The organism is Novosphingobium sp. PY1 (assembly GCF_017312445.1).
Lineage (GTDB): Bacteria > Pseudomonadota > Alphaproteobacteria > Sphingomonadales > Sphingomonadaceae > Novosphingobium.
Map to the genome: position 1 here is coordinate 123,032 of NZ_BLTI01000017.1, position 16,799 is coordinate 139,830.

Annotated in this window: 17 protein-coding genes; 4 read left to right on the forward strand and 13 right to left on the reverse strand. The window is 62.7% G+C overall.

Annotated elements, in window-relative coordinates; translation table 11 throughout:
• Positions 1-66 precede the first annotated feature (66 nt).
• A protein-coding gene (locus J3474_RS21430; protein ID WP_242528547.1) for an IS630 family transposase occupies positions 67-1,127 on the reverse strand; the annotation gives its coding sequence in 2 pieces (ribosomal slippage) (positions 67-635 and positions 635-1,127; 1,062 coding nt in all).
• A 114-nt stretch (positions 1,128-1,241) separates the two neighbouring features.
• Here J3474_RS21430 and J3474_RS21435 point away from each other — a divergent pair.
• Positions 1,242-1,454: a DUF6152 family protein gene (locus J3474_RS21435; RefSeq protein WP_242528548.1), complete on the forward strand. Its 213-nt coding sequence runs from the start codon at positions 1,242-1,244 to the stop codon at positions 1,452-1,454.
• A gap of 125 nt (positions 1,455-1,579) precedes the next feature.
• On the opposite strand, the gene J3474_RS21440 is transcribed toward J3474_RS21435, so the two are convergent.
• From J3474_RS21440 to J3474_RS22845, 5 genes are read right to left on the reverse strand one after another with little or no spacing between them, the layout of a single operon-like run.
• Positions 1,580-2,491 (reverse strand): class III extradiol dioxygenase subunit beta, encoded by a 912-nt coding sequence (locus tag J3474_RS21440; RefSeq protein WP_207095544.1) that lies wholly within the window; start codon positions 2,489-2,491, stop codon positions 1,580-1,582.
• Positions 2,491-2,901 (reverse strand): protocatechuate 4,5-dioxygenase subunit alpha, encoded by a 411-nt coding sequence (gene ligA / locus J3474_RS21445; RefSeq protein WP_207095545.1) that lies wholly within the window; start codon positions 2,899-2,901, stop codon positions 2,491-2,493. The genes J3474_RS21440 and ligA overlap by 1 nt, the downstream gene beginning before the upstream one ends.
• Positions 2,902-2,930: 29 nt before the next feature.
• Positions 2,931-3,788: a formyltetrahydrofolate deformylase gene (gene purU, locus J3474_RS21450; RefSeq protein WP_207095546.1), complete on the reverse strand. Its 858-nt coding sequence runs from the start codon at positions 3,786-3,788 to the stop codon at positions 2,931-2,933.
• Positions 3,789-3,821: 33 nt separating this feature from the next.
• On the reverse strand, positions 3,822-4,691 hold the full coding sequence (locus J3474_RS21455) for a methylenetetrahydrofolate reductase (RefSeq protein WP_207095547.1): 870 nt from the start codon (positions 4,689-4,691) through the stop codon (positions 3,822-3,824).
• 2 nt (positions 4,692-4,693) lie between these two features.
• A complete protein-coding gene (locus tag J3474_RS22845) occupies positions 4,694-5,026 on the reverse strand; it encodes a hypothetical protein (protein WP_242528557.1) in 333 nt (110 codons plus the stop codon).
• Between J3474_RS22845 and J3474_RS21460 the strand changes: the two genes are divergently transcribed.
• Together J3474_RS21460 and J3474_RS21465 are read left to right on the forward strand one after the other, a co-directional pair.
• Positions 4,997-5,587 carry an alpha/beta fold hydrolase gene (locus tag J3474_RS21460; protein ID WP_242528555.1) on the forward strand — a complete coding sequence of 197 codons (591 nt, stop codon included), beginning with the start codon at positions 4,997-4,999 and terminating at the stop codon, positions 5,585-5,587. The genes J3474_RS22845 and J3474_RS21460 overlap by 30 nt on opposite strands.
• Positions 5,587-6,990, forward strand: a complete 1,404-nt coding sequence (locus tag J3474_RS21465) for an aminomethyltransferase family protein (RefSeq protein ID WP_207095549.1) — start codon at positions 5,587-5,589, stop codon at positions 6,988-6,990. Before J3474_RS21460 ends, J3474_RS21465 begins: the two co-directional genes overlap by 1 nt.
• 210 nt (positions 6,991-7,200) lie before the next feature.
• Here the strand turns inward: J3474_RS21465 and J3474_RS21470 are convergent, their stop codons facing one another.
• The 4 genes from J3474_RS21470 to J3474_RS21485 all read right to left on the reverse strand — a co-directional run bounded on the left by J3474_RS21470 (position 7,201) and on the right by J3474_RS21485 (position 11,088).
• A complete protein-coding gene (locus J3474_RS21470; RefSeq protein WP_013836804.1) occupies positions 7,201-7,959 on the reverse strand; it encodes an IclR family transcriptional regulator in 759 nt (252 codons plus the stop codon).
• Between the two features lie 7 nt (positions 7,960-7,966).
• On the reverse strand, positions 7,967-8,368 hold the full coding sequence (locus tag J3474_RS21475) for a nuclear transport factor 2 family protein (RefSeq protein ID WP_207095550.1): 402 nt from the start codon (positions 8,366-8,368) through the stop codon (positions 7,967-7,969).
• A complete protein-coding gene (locus tag J3474_RS21480) occupies positions 8,365-9,492 on the reverse strand; it encodes a cobalamin-independent methionine synthase II family protein (RefSeq protein ID WP_207095551.1) in 1,128 nt (375 codons plus the stop codon). The genes J3474_RS21475 and J3474_RS21480 overlap by 4 nt, the downstream gene beginning before the upstream one ends.
• A 171-nt stretch (positions 9,493-9,663) precedes the next feature.
• Positions 9,664-11,088 carry an aldehyde dehydrogenase family protein gene (locus J3474_RS21485; RefSeq protein WP_207095552.1) on the reverse strand — a complete coding sequence of 475 codons (1,425 nt, stop codon included), beginning with the start codon at positions 11,086-11,088 and terminating at the stop codon, positions 9,664-9,666.
• Between the two features lie 287 nt (positions 11,089-11,375).
• Here J3474_RS21485 and J3474_RS21490 point away from each other — a divergent pair, with 287 nt between their 5' ends.
• Entirely contained in the window at positions 11,376-13,505 is a 2,130-nt protein-coding gene (locus J3474_RS21490) for an acetate--CoA ligase family protein (RefSeq protein WP_207095553.1), read from the forward strand.
• A 193-nt stretch (positions 13,506-13,698) separates the two neighbouring features.
• Here the strand turns inward: J3474_RS21490 and J3474_RS21495 are convergent, their stop codons facing one another.
• The 3 genes from J3474_RS21495 to J3474_RS21505 all read right to left on the reverse strand — a co-directional run bounded on the left by J3474_RS21495 (position 13,699) and on the right by J3474_RS21505 (position 16,571).
• The gene (locus J3474_RS21495) at positions 13,699-14,553 is read right to left on the reverse strand and encodes a p-hydroxycinnamoyl CoA hydratase/lyase (RefSeq protein WP_013836808.1); all 855 of its coding nucleotides are present in this window, start codon (positions 14,551-14,553) and stop codon (positions 13,699-13,701) included.
• Positions 14,554-14,751: 198 nt separating this feature from the next.
• A complete protein-coding gene (locus J3474_RS21500) occupies positions 14,752-15,330 on the reverse strand; it encodes a VOC family protein (protein WP_148274825.1) in 579 nt (192 codons plus the stop codon).
• A 5-nt stretch (positions 15,331-15,335) separates the two neighbouring features.
• The gene (locus J3474_RS21505) at positions 15,336-16,571 is read right to left on the reverse strand and encodes an aromatic ring-hydroxylating dioxygenase subunit alpha (protein WP_207095554.1); all 1,236 of its coding nucleotides are present in this window, start codon (positions 16,569-16,571) and stop codon (positions 15,336-15,338) included.
• Positions 16,572-16,799: the final 228 nt, after the last annotated feature.

Below are 16,799 nucleotides of genomic sequence, written 5' to 3' on the forward strand. Positions count from 1 at the left end.
CGCGAGCTCGTTCGTGCTCATGCTTTCAAATATGCTTGTATTTCCAGTAATACCAAGGTGCATTGATCAGTACCCATGTGCCCATTGGCGCATTCCGATGGACATGATGCGCCAGGGCTGATCGACGAGCTTGTTCCAAGCGAAGCAGCAGTGATCGACGATGTCGTCGTAGGATTTGAAGATGCGGTTCGACAGCCAGTTGTCACGCATGAACTGCCAGACGTTCTCGACCGGGTTAAGTTCAGGGCATCTCGGCGGCAGCGGCATCAGGGTAATGTTGGGAGGCACGACCAGCTCGGCCGAGCCGTGCCATCCGGCCTGATCAAGCAGAAGGACCGCATGCGCGCCCGGCGCGACGTGGAAGGCGATTTCCTCGAGGTGCATGCTCATCGCCTCACTGTTGCAGCGGGGCATGACGATGCCGGCGGCCTTGCCCTGGGCCGGACAGATCGCCCCGAAAATCCATACCGAAGACCTGCGCTGATCCTTCGGCGCTGAAGGACGGGTGCCTCGCTTGGCCCAGCGGCGAGTGAGCTTGGTCTGCTGCCCTACCCTTGCTTCGTCTGCCCACCACAGCTCTATCGGCGTTCCTCTCGGGAGCCGCCGCTTGATTTGCGCCAGACGGGCGCCGAAGCTTTTTTAAAATCGGCAATGTCATCGCGCTTCTGGCCACGATGGCGCGGCCGGGCCGAGAGCTTGCGATAGCCCATGGCGCGAAGCTCGCGCCCAAGGGTGTGGCGTGTGACCGACAGCTCGAACTCGTCCCACACCCACAGCGCCAGGTCGGCAAGTCGCCAGCGCACTACGCCATGCGCTGCGGGGATCGGTCCTGCCTCGACGATCTCGGCAAGCCGGGCACGCTGCTCGTCGTTCAGGATCGAAGCTCGCCCCGGTGCCTTGCGCGTTGCCAGACCGTCAGGACCGCCCTCGTTGAAGCGCAGAACCCAGTCGCGCACAATTTGCAGAGTCACGCCGGCAATCTTCGCCGCTTCGCTGCGGCTGCCCCCGTCCAGGATCAGTGCAACAGCCAACAGACGCCGGACCTGATCGGCATCACCACTTCGTCGCGCAAACCCACGCAAATCCGCCGATGTGTAGTCAGATCGAACCCCAATCGCTGCCGCCATCGCAAGCCTCCATGTGCTTGCAACATCGAATCAGATTTTCACCTTCTTGGGAATCCCTGGCGTGAGTCAGCCTCAGCGCTCCTTGGTATAACATCATCACCGCGCTTGGTGCAGTTGGGCGGCAAGGTGATCAAGTGGTCGGGCGAATGTCATGCGCCCAATATCATCGCACGCAAGGGGTGGAACCGCCAGACCTTGAAACAGGGCGATCGCATCAGCGTGACGATGCACCCGATGCGGGACGGTTCTCAGGTGGGCAGCGTCATCTCGATCAAGTTGCCGGACGGTACTGTCCTGTGGAATGCGGACTCCAAGAACTCTTTCTGATTTCGCATGACGTTAGACGACCGTGCCTTGCGCCGGGGATCTCCCGGACAAGGCGCGTTCAAGGCCTGGAAGGCTGCTTCCCCGCCCGTGCTGCTCATGGCAGGACAGGCGGGGAATTCGGTGGATCAGGCGACCATGTCCTGTGGAATGGCGCTGCTGCCTTCCAGCGTGCGGCTGGGCGGTACGGTGGGATCGACGGGTTCGAGCACAATGTGGCCGAGCGCCGTGTTGCTGACCGGCACATGGTAGTGGCGATGCAAGGCGCGGGTGCTCTTGCCCAGGGCGCCGCGCATGATCAGCCACATGACCATCTCGATACCTTCCGAGCCGGTCTCGCGCAGGTACTCGATATGGGGGACGTGGCGCAGATCCTGTCCCTCTCCGGTCAGGCCGTCGAGGAAGCGGTTGTCCCATTCCTTGTTGATCAGGCCCGCGCGCGGCCCCTGCAACTGGTGGCTCATGCCGCCAGTGCCCCAGATCTGGACCTTGAGGTCCTCGGGAAAGCTTGAAACCGCGCGGGAGATCGCTTCGCCCAGCGCCCAGCAGCGATTGCCCGATGGCGGCGGATAAGTGACGACGTTGACCGCCAGCGGGATTACCTTCACCGGCCATTTGTCGACATCGCCGAACATCATCGTGAGCGGCACTGTCAGGCCGTGGTCCACTTCCATCTCGTTGATGATGGTGGTGTCGAATTCATCGAGGACAAGGCTCTGCGCGATGTGCCAGGCAAGATCGGGGTGGCCTTCGACCAGCGGTACGGGGCGCGGGCCGAAGCCCTCGTCGGCCGGAGTGTAACGTTCGCCGCAACCGATGGCGAAAGTCGGGATGACTTTCATGTCGAAGGCGCTGGCGTGGTCGTTGTAGACCAGGATGACGACGTCCGGACGGCTTTCAGGCGCCATGATCCATTCGCGGGTCCAGTCGAACCCGGCAAAGGCGGGCTTGAAATAATCGTCGCCGTCCTTGCCGTGATCGTGGGCATAGCCCAGCACGGGAATGTGGCTGCAGCCGATGCCGTGAGTAATGCGTGCCATCAGTTGTTCTCCCGGATCGAACGCTGCCCCACAGGGGAGCGCCCGCCCGCCATCATCATCGCCTGGTATTCCTCGACGCTCATGCCGGTCATCGTCGAAACGCCCTGGACCACGCTGATGCCATCGGTGGAGAAGACCTTGGCGAGAAAGTAGATGTTGCCGCCCAGATTGAGCAGCCGGTTGTAATCGCGGGCAAGAAGCGCCTGCTTCTGCTGCTCGCTCATCGGCCATTCGTCGATATAGGCCCGTTCGTCGGCCTTGAACCGCTCGCGGTTTTCCGGCTTCATCAGGCTCATGGCGCACTGGTTGAGATGATAGCCCTGCCGGGCTCTCTGCGCCGTGAATACTTGCGTGCCTGGAATATCTTCAAGGTCCGCCAGGTAACTGGCGATGTCTGTCGCTTCGCGCATGGAGACTGTCCTTTCGGTGCCGGTGCGGCCTAGTCGCGGAACACGACGGTGCGGGCGCCATTGGCAAAGACCCGGTCATCGAGGTGCAGACGAACCGCTTCGGCGAGCACTCGCCGTTCGATATCGCGGCCGCGGCGCACGAGTTCTTCGGGCATGTCGGCGTGGCTGATGCGCTCGACGTCCTGATGGATGATCGGACCTTCGTCGAGGTCGGCGGTTACGTAATGGGCGGTCGCGCCGATCATCTTTACGCCGCGATCGAATGCCTGGTGATAGGGCTTGGCGCCCTTGAACCCAGGCAGGAACGAATGGTGGATGTTGATGCAGCGGCCGGAGAGGAAGCCTGCCATCTCGTCGGACAGGATCTGCATGTAGCGTGCCAGGACGACGAGTTCGGCACCGCTTTCTTCGACCAAAGCGCGGATCTGCGCCTCCTGCTGCGGTTTGGTGACCTTGGTGACCGGCAGGTGCATGTAGGGCAGGCCGTTGATCAGCGAGGTATGCAGCACTTCGCGCGGATGGTTGGAGACGATGCCGACGACTTCCATCGGCAGTTCCCCGATCCGCTGGCGATAGAGCAGGTCGCCCAGGCAGTGGTCCCACTTGGAGACCAGCAGCATGACCTTCTTGGGGCGGGCCTTGTTACGCAGGCTCCATTCCATGCCTGCAGCCTCGGCGATGGGCGCGAAGCCGGCGCGCAGCACATCGACCGAGCCGGGCTTTCCGGGTTGGAATTCGACGCGCATGAAGAACCGACCGGCAGGGCGGTCGTGGAATTCCTGCGCGTCGACGATGTTGCAGCCGCACTCGGCAAGATAAGTTGCGACCTTGGCGACAAGACCGGGCGCATCATCGCATTGCAGGCGCAGGGTGTAGATCTCAGACACCTTTGAAGGTTCCTCTCTTTCTGGAGTGCCGCGTCAGTTCTTGCGCGCGAACTCGTTGATCCATGCGACGGTCTTCTCGAGGCCGCCGAAGGGGTAGAAGTGCAGGCGAACGGGGCCGTGTTCCTCGCCCAGTCCCTGTTCGAGAGATTTCACGAGTTTGTCGGGACCGGCCGAGCCGATGAGCCTGGTGATGGAAATGCCGTATTTGGCCATGACGGTAGCTGAAGCGCCGACGCCGCAGCGCGCCGCAAACCGCATCAGGGTCTTGATGCCGGCCGGGCCGGGTACGCCCAGGCGCACCGGTGCCTCGATGCCGCGCTCGCGCAGTTTCTTGAGCCAGGCAAGCACCGCATCGGCGTCGAAGGCGAACTGGGTGACGATCAGTGGAGCCATGCCGCGCGCCACAATGGCATTGCATTTGTCTTCGAGGACCTGCCAGCACTGTTCGTCTGACATGTTGGGATGTCCTTCGGGATGGCCGCCGATGCCGATGGCCGTGATGCCATTGCGTTCGAAATCGCCCGTGGCAATCAGGGCCATACTGTCGGCAAAGGGGCCTTCCGGCTCTGCCGGGTCGCCGGCGATGATGAAGCTGCGCTTCACGCCGGCCTCCCGCGTCACGGCCGCGAGGTAGCGCTCGAATTCATCGCGTGAAGTGATGCGACGCGCGGAGAAGTGGGGCATCGGCTCGAAACCGAGTTCCCGCACCGTGCGCGCCGCGGCGACGCGGGCGTCGAATTCCTCTCCCGGCAGGAAAGTCAGGGCGATCGGGGTCTCTGGCAGGATCCCTGGGGCGGCCGCGCGCAGGCTATCGACGTCCTTGGCCGTTATTTCCAGCGAATAGCCGTCGACCATGTTGAGAGCCGGGCGCGCCCAGTTCGGATGGATGATTGGGGTGGTCATAGTCACTTCCTTCTCCCCCCGCGCCCTTCTTGCCCGCATTCCTGCGAACCGGAATTGGGGATGGGCTTTTCGAGAACTGATTGCGGATTTCTCTCTAGCGCGTCAAAGAAGATTCGTATAGGTGAAAATTCATGAATGCGAATATAGATGCCGAATCTGAAATCCTCGTGATCCTCCCGGGGCTGCTGTGCGACGGACGTATGTTCGCTGGCCAGCTTGCGGAATTCGCCGGAAGCCGGAGCATCGACGGCTTTTACGGCGGCGCAGATCGCATTGCTGCGATGGCCGATTATGCGCTGGAACGCATGCCTTCGCGCTGCGCCGTACTCGGGCACTCGATGGGAGCACGCGTGGCGTTGGAGATCGTGCGCAAGGCGCCCGACCGCGTGACTCGACTAGCGCTTGCCGATACCGGTATTCACCTGCCGCGCCCCGGTGAGCGCGAGAAGCGCTATGCCTTGCGCGATATAGGGCGGGAGCAGGGCTTCGCCGCGCTTGTCGATGCCTGGTTGCCGCCGATGATCGGCCCGGCAATGCGCGATGACGCGGATCTCGTCGGCCAATTGCGCGCGATGTGCCTGGACGCGGGGCAGACCGTGTTCGAGGCGCAGATCGAGGCGCTGCTGAATCGGCCGGACGTCTCCGGTGTGCTTTCTGAGCTCACCTGTCCGGTCTCGTTGATTGTTGGAGCTGACGATGCCTGGTCGCCGGTCGAACAGCACCGGGAGATTGCTGCAGCCATTGGCGGCTGCCCGCTCTCCATCGTGCCGGACGCCGGCCACATGGCTCCTTCCGAAAGGCCCGTCGCTTTCAATGCAGCCATTCGCGAATGGCTCGCATCAAATGAATCACAACCTGAGAAGAACCTGACCAAAGTACTGAAAGGCAGAATATAATGACTGAGAAGAGCCTCCAGAAGCTGATCGAAGAGAAGGGCGACATGGTCGACTTCCTGCGCAATCAGCAGACCGGCCCCAACGTCTATCCGGGCGTTCCGGGTGAATATTCGAACTGGCGCGACGAACAGCGTGCCTGGGCGGAGACCGCGGTTCTCTTCAACCAGAGCTTCCACATGGTGGACCTGCTGGTGACCGGCCCGGACGCATTCAAGATGCTGTCCTACCTTGCGCCGAACAGCTTCAAGGGCTTCGTGCCCAACCGCGCGAAGCAGTTCGCCCCGGTGACCCCGGAAGGCTACGTCATCGGCGACGTCATCCTGTTCTATCTCGAAGAAGAAAAGTTCGAGCTGGTCGGCCGCGCGCCGACGATCGAATGGGTCGAATTCCACGCGGCCTCGGGTAAGTGGGACGTCAAGGTCGAGCGCGACGAGCGCACCGCCGCACGTCCTCTCGACCAGCAGGGCTACCGTCGTAACTACCGCTTCCAGCTGCAGGGCCCGAACGCCATGAAGGTGCTGGAAAAGGCGATGGGCGAGACGCCGCCGGATCTCAAGTTCTTCCACATGGCACCGATCCAGATCGCCGGCGTCGAAGTGCGCGCCCTGCGTCACGGCATGGCCGGCCAGCCGGGCTACGAGCTGTTCGGACCCTGGAAGGACTACGACACCGTGCGCAATGCGCTGCTCGACGCCGGCAAGGACTTCGGCCTGCTCCCCTCGGGCGGTCGTACCTACAGCTCGAACACTCTTGAATCGGGCTGGATTCCCTCGCCGCTGCCGGCGATCTACACTGGCGAATCCATGCGCGAATACCGCGAATGGCTTTCGGCCAAGTCGTACGGTGGCATGACTTCGATCGGGGGCAGCTTCGTCTCCGACAACATCGAAGACTACTACCTGAACCCCTGGGAGCTGGGTTACGGCATCATGGTCAAGTTCGACCATGACTTCATCGGCCGCGAAGCGCTGGAGAAAATGAAGGACCAGCCCAAGCGTCGCAAGGTCACCCTCGCGCTCGACAACGAGGACGTGATGCGCGTGATCAGTTCGATGCTGACCAAGGGCGATCGGGCCAAGTACATGGACTTCCCGAGCGCGGTCTACGCGATGCACCCCTATGACAGCGTGCTGGTGGAGGGCAAGCAAGTCGGTCTGTCGACATGGATTGGCTACACCCAGAACGAAGGCCGTTTCCTGGCCCTCGCCATGGTCGATGAATCGGTTGCGGAGCCGGGCACGCAGGTTTCGCTGCTGTGGGGTGAGCCGAATGGCGGCACCCGCAAGCCGACCGTCGAGCGCCATGTCCAGACCGAGATCCGCGCCACCGTTGCGCCGGTTCCCTACTCGGAAGTCGCTCGCGACTCCTACGCAGAAGGCTGGCGCACGAAGTCGGCTGACTGAGGCAGTACTTCTTCAGCTATCCGAAGATGGACCTCCTGCGTGTTCATGATTGGCACGCTGGGGGTCGGGATAGACAGAACAGGCAGCAGGGCCGGGCGTTGTCCCGGCCCTGTTCGCGTATCTGCATGACAGCTCCGCCTGTCCAGTGCATTACGCAGGCGGAACCCTCGCACGCAGACGCAGACGCAGGCTTCTTCGTCTTCGTGAAATCTAGCGGGAGAAGCTCTCGGCCACGGAGATGAGCACCTTGCTGGTGGCCTCCTCGATTTCCGGCGTCCAGCGCACGGTCGGGATGGCAATGGCCAGCGATCCCACCGGCTGGCCATCCTCGCGCAGGACCGTGCCCACGCCGCAGATGCCAGGGGTCATTTCCTCACGGGTCACTGCGAAGCCGAGTTCGCGTGCCTCGTCGATTTCCCGGCGCAGGGCGGCTTCCTCGGTGATCGTCGCCGCTGTATAGCGCTCCCGCGAGGATTCCCGGAAGTAATGTTCCAGAGTTTCCGGATCGAGCGCGGCAAGCAGGGCCTTGCCCGCGGCGAGGCAATGCAGCGGCGTGCGCGTGCCGACCCCGATCGAATAGCGCAGCGTATGCTCGGCTGTTTCGGTGATCGCCGCTTCGAGAAACCAGTCACGCTGCAGGAAGAAGCTGGCTGTTTCATTGGAGCGTACCCGCAGTGTCCGCACCAGAGGTCGAACCCGTTCGACCAGCGGCAGCTTGCGCGGGCTTGACCGAAGGCGTTCGAGCCCGGCGCCGGGTTGGTAGTGGCGTCCGGTGCGCGCGAGGTAGTCGCGCTCCACCAGCGTCGCAAGCAGATAGGACAGGCTGCTCACGGGAATGGCGAGGGCTTGCGCAATTTCCTGAGCCACGACGCCGTCGGGATTGGCGACGACATACTCGATGATGTCGAGCGTACGCATCGCCGACTTGACCGTCGGTGAAGTGCTTCCCGGTGCCCCCGCTATCGCCATTGTCCCCTCAGAACGTCAACAACCCGCGCCTTTCGGCAAAATGCCAGCCATCGGGCAGGCGCACGAACCGGTCGTGGAAAGATCCGACCTTTGGTGCACCTTCACCGGTGAAGAGCAGCATTGCGTTCTCGCCCAGCGCGGTGTCCGCGTCAACAACGGTGATCTCGACGTTGGAACAGATGTGGCGGGTAACGCGCGGCGGGCGAGCCTTGAAGGCCGCCAGAATGGCCTCGCGCCCGGCGATCCAGTCGTCGGGCGCCGTTGGGCGCGCCATGCGGCCGTCGGGCGCATAGAGCGCTGCAACCGCCACCCAGTCCGCGGCATCGTTGCGGTTGGCGTAGCGGGCGACCAGCTTCGCGCAGTCGTGCTCGATCGCGCGGATAGTATCGGGGGAAAGCGCGCCGCTCACAGGCGGGCGTCCGCGATGTCGGCCCCTTCGCGCAGGGCGCGCAGCTTCTTCCAGGTCACGCCGGGATCGATCTTGCCGTAGCCCGCGAAGGTACCGAATCCGCAATCCGTGCTCGCCACGACCCGGTCCTTGCCGACGAAGGAAGCGAACCGTTCGATCCGCTGGGCGATTAGTTCGGGATGCTCGACATAGTTGGAACAGGTGTCGATCAGGCCGGGGGCCAGCACCTTCCAATCGGGCAGCCTGGCATCGCGCCACACTGTCCATTCGTGCTCGTGGCGAGGGTTGGCAGCTTCGAACAGGACCGTCGCGGGGCGGGCGGCGATCACGGTATCGACGACTTTCTCGAGCGGAATGTCGTGGTCGTGCGGGCCCTCGTAGTTGCCCCAGCAGATATGCATGCGCAAGCGATCGGGATCGATGTTGGCGGTTGCGGCATTGAGCGCCTCCACATTGGCGGCAGCTGTGCGCAGGAACGTGTCTTCGTCCTGGTCCTGGTAGCCGGTATGGCGCGACATTGCGAGGTCGGGGCAATCGACCTGCAGGTCGAAACCGGCTGCGACGATGGCCTCGTACTCCGGGCGCATGGCATCGACGAGATCGGCGAGATAGGCTTCGTGGCTCGGGTAGTGGCGGTTGACCTGGAAAGCGGTGATCAGGCCGGGCGAAGCGGCATTGAGGAAGCCGCGCACGCCCTGGCCGTGCTTGTCGAGCGCATGGCGGAACCTGCGGGTGTCTTCGTGGAGCGGGTCGAGTGTCCGCAGCCGTACGGGGCCGATGCAGGAGGCGCGGGTGAACTCCTGGCTGCCCATGATTGCCGACAGCTTGCGGGACAGGTCCGGGTGTTCGGCCAGATCGGCGGCGGGCTTGCGGTCGATATGACCACCGAACCCTTCGAGGCGCTCGATCATGTAGGTCGAATAGCCGACCTTGCCGAGTTCGCCGTCGCTGACCCAGGTTACACCGCTCGCTACCTGCTGGCGCACGGCCTCATCGACTGCCGCCTGCACCAGGCGGTCGAATTCGGCGGCATCGTAAGGCTCGCCCTTGTCACGCGCGAGCAGCAGCGGGGTCAGTTCGTCTCCGCGCGGAAGGCTTCCGACGTGGGTGGTGGCAATGGTCATCAGGCAGCTCCTCTTTCGAGTCCTGCCTGCCATGAATTCACAAGTGTGTATAGATTCGCATTTGCGAAATCATGAATTTTGTCATGGCAATGTGCCGCAAGGCACTGAGAACGCGAAGGGGCCGGACTTATCCGGTCCCTTGCGTCAGTCTCGGTGGGCTGAAGTTCCCGCTCAGGCCGGTTCAGCGGCGAGGGGCACGGCATTGATGACGTGCGCCTGGGTGTACTCCATAAGCCCGGCAAGGCCGTGCTCAGTGCCGAGGCCGGATTGCTTCGAGCCGCGGAACGGAATGTTCGGATCGATCGCAAGGTGCTGGTTCACCCAGACAGTACCGGCATCGATACGACGCGCGACATCCATCGCCCGCAGCTGGTCCATCCCCCAGACAGTGCCGCCGAGGCCATATGGGGAATCGTTGGCGCGGGCGATAACATCGTCGATTTTGGCATACTTGAGGACGGGCAGGACGGGGCCGAACTGTTCCTCGCGCACAAGCGGTGCGTCTTCGTCGAGATCCGCGACGACGGTAGGCGGGATGAAAAAGCCCTTGCGATCGGGCATCTCGCCGCCAGCCAGGACGCGCCCGCGGGTCTTGGCATCCTCGATCAGGTCCCGGACCTTTTCGTATTGCATGCGGTTCTGGACCGGACCGATCGTTGCGCCCTGCTTCGATCCGTCATCGACAACGGCGGCTTCGGCCAGACTGGCGATTTCCGCGCAGAATTCGTCGTACATCGCTTCGGGAACGTAGGCACGCTTGATCGCGACGCAGATCTGTCCCGCATTGGCCATCGCCCCGGCATAGACCTTCTGCGCTGCCAACTTGGCCGGCACGTCGTCGAGCACGATCGCAGCGTCGTTGCCGCCGAGTTCCAGCGTCACGCGCTTCACGCCTTCGGCGGCCGAAGCCATTACCTTCTTGCCCGTCGCGGTGGAGCCGGTGAAGGCGACCTTGGCAATGTCCGGATGGCCGGTGATCAGCGGACCGAGCTCGTTCTGGTCGCACACGACGTTGAAGACCCCTGCCGGCAGGATTTCGGCGGCGACTTCGCCCAGCAAGAGGGTGGTGAGCGGCGTGGTGGGCGCGGGCTTGGAGACCATCGTGTTGCCGGCAATCAGGCACGGCCCGATCTTGTTGGCCAGCAGGATCACGGGAAAGTTCCAGGGCGTGATCGAAGCGCAGACGCCAAGCGGCGTGCGGTGTTCGATCACCGTATTGCCATTCTCGTCGCGCAGGGTCTGGTCGGGCAGGCGCATCGCTGCGAAAGCGCGCAGCGTGTAGATGCTGCCGCCGATCTCGTAAGTGGCCTGATCGAGCGGCTTGCCCTGTTCGGCTGTGAGCAGGCGGGCGAACTCCTCGATGCGGGCTTCGATCGCATCGGCAAGGCGGTTGATATAGCCGCCGCGTTCGTCCGCGGTGAGGGCCGACCAGGCGGGGAGCGCCGCCTTGGCAGCAGCGACGGCCTGATTGAGAATTGCCTCGTCGGCACGCGGGCACTGGGCGAAGGCTTCCTCGGTCGCGGGATTGATGACGTCGAAGGTTGAGGCTCCGTCGATCAGGTTTCCGTTCACCAGCAGCTTGAAATCTGTTTTCACGATCGCTCTCCTTGATTAGCGTCCTGACGGACAGAGAGTTTCGCTCCGTCAGCGTAAGGCATCGAGTTTGTGGCCGTGCGGCGCCGTTATATGTATGTCGATGATACATATAACGCAAGCGCTGCGATAGCGTGGTTCCGCCAAAATGGTAGCTGACTGTCTTCGGATGACAAGCGTATCGACAGCGTAGAGTGCGGGCCAGTCTTGCGCATTATGTATCATAGGGATACAAGACGCGCGGTCCGCCACAGAGCGGGTGAAGACTATTGCCCAGCCGGGAGAAGCAGATGTCCACAACCCTAGAACTATCGTCCCCTACGCTCGACCGGGCCGGAATAGACCGGCTCTTGAACCCGCGTAGCGTGGCGATCGTCGGCGCGTCCGACCGGCCGGGATCGCTGGGGGCATCGGTACTGACCAACCTCGAACGACGCGGCTTTTCCGGAGAGATCTACCTCGTCAATCCGAAGCGCGACGAGATCAACGGACGGCCCTGCGTGCCCAACGTTTCGACTCTTCCGGAAGGGATCGATGCGGCGGTTCTGGCGATTCCGCAGCCCGCGGTTCTGGATACGGTTCGGGAACTGGCCAATCGCAAATGCGGGGCGGCTGTCATCTTTTCCGCTGGCTTTGCCGAAGGCGGGGAAGAGGGCCTCGCCCAGCAGGAAGAGCTCGGCCGTATCGCCCGTGAAGCCGGCATGGTTATAGAGGGCCCCAATTGCCTGGGCCTCGTCAATTTCTCAGGCAATGTTGCGCTGACATTCGTCGAATTGCCCGAGGCCCGCGCCAAGGGCAAACCGCGCGTCGGCGTAGTCTCGCAGTCGGGCGCCATGGCCGCTGTGCTTGCGACCACGATGATCGCCCGCGCGGTGCCGCTGTCCTGTTATATCTCCACCGGCAACGAGGCCGCAAGCGGCGTCGAGGATTACGTAGCCTATCTCGCCGATGACCCGGCCACGGGCGTGATCGCGATGATCGTCGAGCACTTCCGCAAGCCCGACGCGTTCCTGCGCGCGGCACGCCTTGCGCGTGAGAAGGGCAAGCAGGTTGTGCTGCTCCATCCCGGCAGCAGCGAGGCTGGACGGGAGAGCGCTGCGACCCATACTGGCGCGATGGCTGGCGATCACGCGGTCATGCGCACGTTGGTCGAACGCGCCGGGGTCATCATCGTCGATGGGCTCGAGGAACTGGGCGATGTCAGCGAGATCGCGCTGCGCTGTCCCCGGTTGCCCCAGGGCGGGATCGGCGTGGTTTCGGAATCGGGTGCGCTCAAGGCGATGATGCTGGACGGTGCCGAGCGCATCGGTCTGGCCCTGCCCAGGCTGACCGACGCGGACAGCCCGGCCCTGCGCGAGGCGCTGCCGCCTTTCGTGCCGGTCAGCAATCCGCTCGACATCACCGCGCAGGGGCTGGTCGATTCGACCCTGTACAATCGCACGATCGCGGCGCTGGGCGCCGATGACCGGATCGATGCGATCCTCATTCCCCTGATCCAGACCGACACCCATACCGCTCATGTGAAGTTCTCTGCGGTCGCCAAGGCCATCGCCGCTTTGAACGGAGCCAAGCCGGTGATCGTGGCCGGGGTCGACGAGGGCGGCGGCGTACTTGCCGAAGACATTGCCGCGCTGCGTGAAGTTGGGGCCCCGTACTTTCCGACGCCTGAGCGTGCATTGGCCGCTGTCGCCCGGCTCGTTTCATACGCCGGCCGTCCGCAGACGGTTTCACCGAAACCCGCCATCAGCCTTGCCGCGATTGCCCCCGGTGAAATCGTGCCCGAATACCGCGCCAAGCAGATGCTCGCTGCGCACGGCGTGTGCTTCTCCGAGGGCGAACTGGCGACTACTGCACAAGAAGCGCAGGCAATTGCCGAACGGATCGGCTATCCGGTCGTCCTCAAGGCTCAGGCCGCGGCACTCAGCCACAAAAGCGATGCAGGCGGCGTCATCGTCAACATTCCGGATGCGGCCGCCCTTGCCTCGGCATGGGAGCGCATGCAGGCAGATGTTGCAAAGGCGAGACCGGGCCTCGTCCTTGACGGCTTGCTGGTCGAGGCCATGGCCCCGCGCGGCGTGGAAATGATCGTAGGTGCGCGCCGCGATCGGGATTGGGGTGCCGTCATTCTCGTCGGATTCGGCGGTGTCACTGCCGAGTTGCTTCACGATGCCGTGCTACTCCCGCCGGATCTGGGCGTGGAGGATATCAAGGCACGCATTCTCTCCCTGCGCCTTGCGCCGCTGCTGACCGGCTTCCGGGGAGCGCCGCGCGCCGATATCGATGCCTTGGCGCAGACCGTGGAGGCGCTTTCGGCAATCGTGCGCGGGACGCCCGAGCTGTGCGAAGTCGACCTCAATCCCGTATTGGTCCTGCCCGAAGGTGATGGCGTTGTTGCGCTGGATGCCCTGATCTCGGGGTGATCCTCCGGTCCGCGATTTTCCCTCGGTCCGCTGCATGAAGAGGCCCTGCCCGAATTGACGGGCAGGGCCTTGCAGGTTGTGCCGGGAGAGTTTCGATCAAGGACCGAAGTCCTGCCCGGAGCGCATGTCCAGTGGGCCTGGCGGCCGATAGGAGAGAGGGTGGTTCACCAGGCCCGAACCGGAGAAAGTTGGATCAGCCCTCGTTGGTAACGGCTGCCCGGGACTTGTCGTAAGCGCCCAGGCCCGGCTTGTAGCTCTTTTCGTCGATGAACTGGCGAATGCCTTCCTTGCGGCCTTCGGTCTTGTCATGGAAGTTGCAGGCTTCCTGCATGCGCACGAGATAGTCTTCGGCTTCGTCATAGGTCATCAACCCGACGCGGCGCACGGCATCCTTCGCGAACTTGAGCGTGACCGGGTTCTTCTCGAGCAACATGCGCGCGACTTCCTCGGTGCGCGCTTTCAGGCGGTCCAGTGGCACGCTTTCATTCACGAGGCGCATTGCTGCGGCCTGTTTGCCATCGATCAGATCGCCGGTCAGGGTCAGCCACATGGCATCGCGCATGGGTAGAAGATCGACCACGACCTTTGTCACGCCGCCACCGGGCAGGATCCCCCAGTTGATTTCGGAAAGGCCGAATTTCGCCTCATCGGCAGTGATTGCCAGGTCGCAGCCGAACAGCGGGCCGAAGCCGCCGCCGAAGCACCAGCCGTTGACCATCGCGATCGTCGGCTTCTGGAACCAGCGCAGGCGACGGAACCATCCGTAGCTTTCGCTTTGCGACTTGCGTACGCCGCGAAGCCCGTTTGCCTCGGTTTCACGGAAGTATTCCTTGAGATCCATGCCGGCCGACCAAGCCGATCCTTCGCCGCCAAGCACGACGACGCCCACGTCCTCGCGGAATTCCAGTTCGTCCAGCACTGCCATCATGCGTCGGTTGAGCTTGGGGCTCATCGCATTGCGCTTGGCGGGGCGCGAGAAGTAGACCCACGCAATGCCGTTGTCGATCGTGAAGGTGACGGTATCGGCTTCGTTTTCGGTTTCTGACATCAGGCAGGCTCCTTGTACTTGTTGTCTTGCACCGGTCGCCAGCCATGAGTCCGGTTGGCGCCATTGTGTATGCCTGTGATACAATAGACGCGAGAATGGGAAAGCACAAGGCGCAACATTGCCAGTCTGGCCTGTGTCGCCGGGCGCCGAACTGCGAAGAGCAGGGCGCAAGGCGCCGCAAGTGCAATGTAGCTGGTATCAGGCCTTGGCGGGCTCGCGCTTGGGCAGGAGCGGCGCGCGCTCGAAGAACGAGAGGTCTTCCATTTCGTACGTCGCTGGCGTGTCGGCCTCTCGCGCGTCATGGAGCCGCTTCCAGTGGGCGAAGAGGCCCATGATATGGGGCGGGTCTCCGTGTATTTCGGTGAAAACGCCATTGAGCGCGCGCGTATCGAAGTATGCCGCGTTCACCTCGTCGGCGTAGAGTTCGGTGGCCAGCTCGAAACCCATGTCGAGCCAGCGCTGGCGCTCTGCAGCAAAGTCGGAGACGAGATAGGCGACGTGGTGGAAGCCTTCCTCACCCTTGGCGAACATGTCGCGATAGATCGATTTATGGTCATCGTGCTGCTCGATGAACTGTATCATCTGGTCGCCGAGGTAGCCGAAGGCATAGGAGACGTCCGCCTCTTCGGCTGTGCCGCGATAGGTGAACTCGTCGCAATGGTGATGGCGCACCATGCAAAAAGGGCCGGCTCCGAAGGCATCGGACCACTTGCGGGCCGCCTCGTCGATGCTGCGGACGAAGTAGGCTTGCTGGAAAAACGCGCGCTTCATGCTCATCCCTCTTACTCCGCGGCTTCGCTGATCGGTTGCTCGGCGAAGGGTTCCAGGAGTTGTTCGACCGCCAGCCCTTCCGGTATGTGGTCTGCGCCGATGCACCGGTCCACTTCTTCGTGGAACCAGTAGATACGGCGCTCCTGGTAATTGATCATCATGCCGGTGAAACCTCCGGATTCCAGGCTGCGCTGGATAGGGCCCAGGTTCATCATGTCTTCCTGCAGGACGTCGTGGAAGATTGGCAGGAACCGGTCCCAGAAGGCGGGACGCTCGCCTTCGCCCCAGTCCGGCGCGACGTATATGGCCTGCATCGTGCAGTGACCGACCCCGTCCGGCCAGAACAGGAGAACCGGGAAGCCGGTTGGCTCGACCGGCGTGATCAGGTTGGGGAACATCATGTAGGCGACGTTGTTGAGGCGGTAGAAGTCCGGCATCGAAGGGATGTCGGGTGCACCTTCGAATTCCACGAAGTTCAGGCCCTCGTTCATTCTTTTGCGTGTCGCCATGCGCGAGTGGCCGCCTTCCATCAGCCCCATCGCGGCCGCCTTGCTGTCGAGCATGATGCCGGCATTGGTCGGGTGGATGGTGTTGATGTGATAGACCTCGAGGAAGGCGTCCATCGCCACCTTCCAGTTGCAGGCGATCGGATAGTCCTGCACGTGGACGGTGCGCAGCTTCTCCATGCCCACGCAATCGAGTTCGGAAACGACCGGGGCAAGGTACTCCAGCAGGGGCTGCGCGTCGCGATCGAGATTGACGAAGACCCAGCCCCCCCAAGTGTCGCAAGAGGCTTCAATGAGGCCGCGTTCGGCCTTGTTGAGGCAAGCAAAGTCGCGCTCGTCGGGTACGCCCTTGAGCCTGCCGTCGAGACCGTAGGACCAACTGTGGTACTGGCAGCGCAGGAGCCTGGTGTTGCCGCTGTCGTCGCGCACCACCGGGGCGCCGCGGTGGCGGCAGGTGTTGTAGAAGGCACGCAGCTTTTCGTCCTGCCCGCGGATCAGGAGAAGCGGCACGTCCAGGCGGTCCCAGAGGCGATAGTCACCAGGCTTGCGCAAGTCCTCGTCACGACCGGCGCAGACCCAGCTTTTCGAAAGCACGTGCTTGCGTTCCAGTTCGTGGAAGTCCGGGCTGGTGTAGCGGCCGCCCGGAATCTCGGGAAGAGGAGGAAAATCAGGCCTCGGTCCGACGCGTGCAGATTCGAAATCGATGACCTTTTCGACTTCGTCATAAATGCTGCCAGACATCAATCTCTCCTCTTGCCTTGATCCGGCGCTGCTTGCGGGCAACCTTAAGTATAAGAACGCATTATGTTTTATAATTCGCGCACGAGGGGTGATGGAACCTCATCATGCCATTCGACTCCACTATCGAAATGAATAGATGAGCAAGTTTCCGGTGACTGGCATGACTTGCACAATCGCAATCGAAAATAAACTGCGTTAAAGTTACATCGCCCGGCGCCAACGATCGGG

What these genes read in the sequence shown, in the direction of transcription:
- J3474_RS21455 (WP_207095547.1), bottom strand. Translation starts at nt 4,691, where the DNA reads ATGACCACCCCAATCATCCATCCGAACTGGGCGCGCCCGGCTCTCAAC.
- J3474_RS21480 (WP_207095551.1), bottom strand. Translation starts at nt 9,492, where the DNA reads ATGACCATTGCCACCACCCACGTCGGAAGCCTTCCGCGCGGAGACGAA.
- J3474_RS21505 (WP_207095554.1), bottom strand. Translation starts at nt 16,571, where the DNA reads ATGTCTGGCAGCATTTATGACGAAGTCGAAAAGGTCATCGATTTCGAA.
- J3474_RS21495 (WP_013836808.1), bottom strand. Translation starts at nt 14,553, where the DNA reads ATGTCAGAAACCGAAAACGAAGCCGATACCGTCACCTTCACGATCGAC.
- J3474_RS21490 (WP_207095553.1), top strand. Translation starts at nt 11,376, where the DNA reads ATGTCCACAACCCTAGAACTATCGTCCCCTACGCTCGACCGGGCCGGA.
- J3474_RS21465 (WP_207095549.1), top strand. Translation starts at nt 5,587, where the DNA reads ATGACTGAGAAGAGCCTCCAGAAGCTGATCGAAGAGAAGGGCGACATG.
- J3474_RS21460 (WP_242528555.1), top strand. Translation starts at nt 4,997, where the DNA reads ATGCCTTCGCGCTGCGCCGTACTCGGGCACTCGATGGGAGCACGCGTG.
- J3474_RS21440 (WP_207095544.1), bottom strand. Translation starts at nt 2,491, where the DNA reads ATGGCACGCATTACTCACGGCATCGGCTGCAGCCACATTCCCGTGCTG.
- J3474_RS21470 (WP_013836804.1), bottom strand. Translation starts at nt 7,959, where the DNA reads ATGGCGATAGCGGGGGCACCGGGAAGCACTTCACCGACGGTCAAGTCG.
- ligA (WP_207095545.1), bottom strand. Translation starts at nt 2,901, where the DNA reads ATGCGCGAAGCGACAGACATCGCCAGTTACCTGGCGGACCTTGAAGAT.
- J3474_RS21500 (WP_148274825.1), bottom strand. Translation starts at nt 15,330, where the DNA reads ATGAGCATGAAGCGCGCGTTTTTCCAGCAAGCCTACTTCGTCCGCAGC.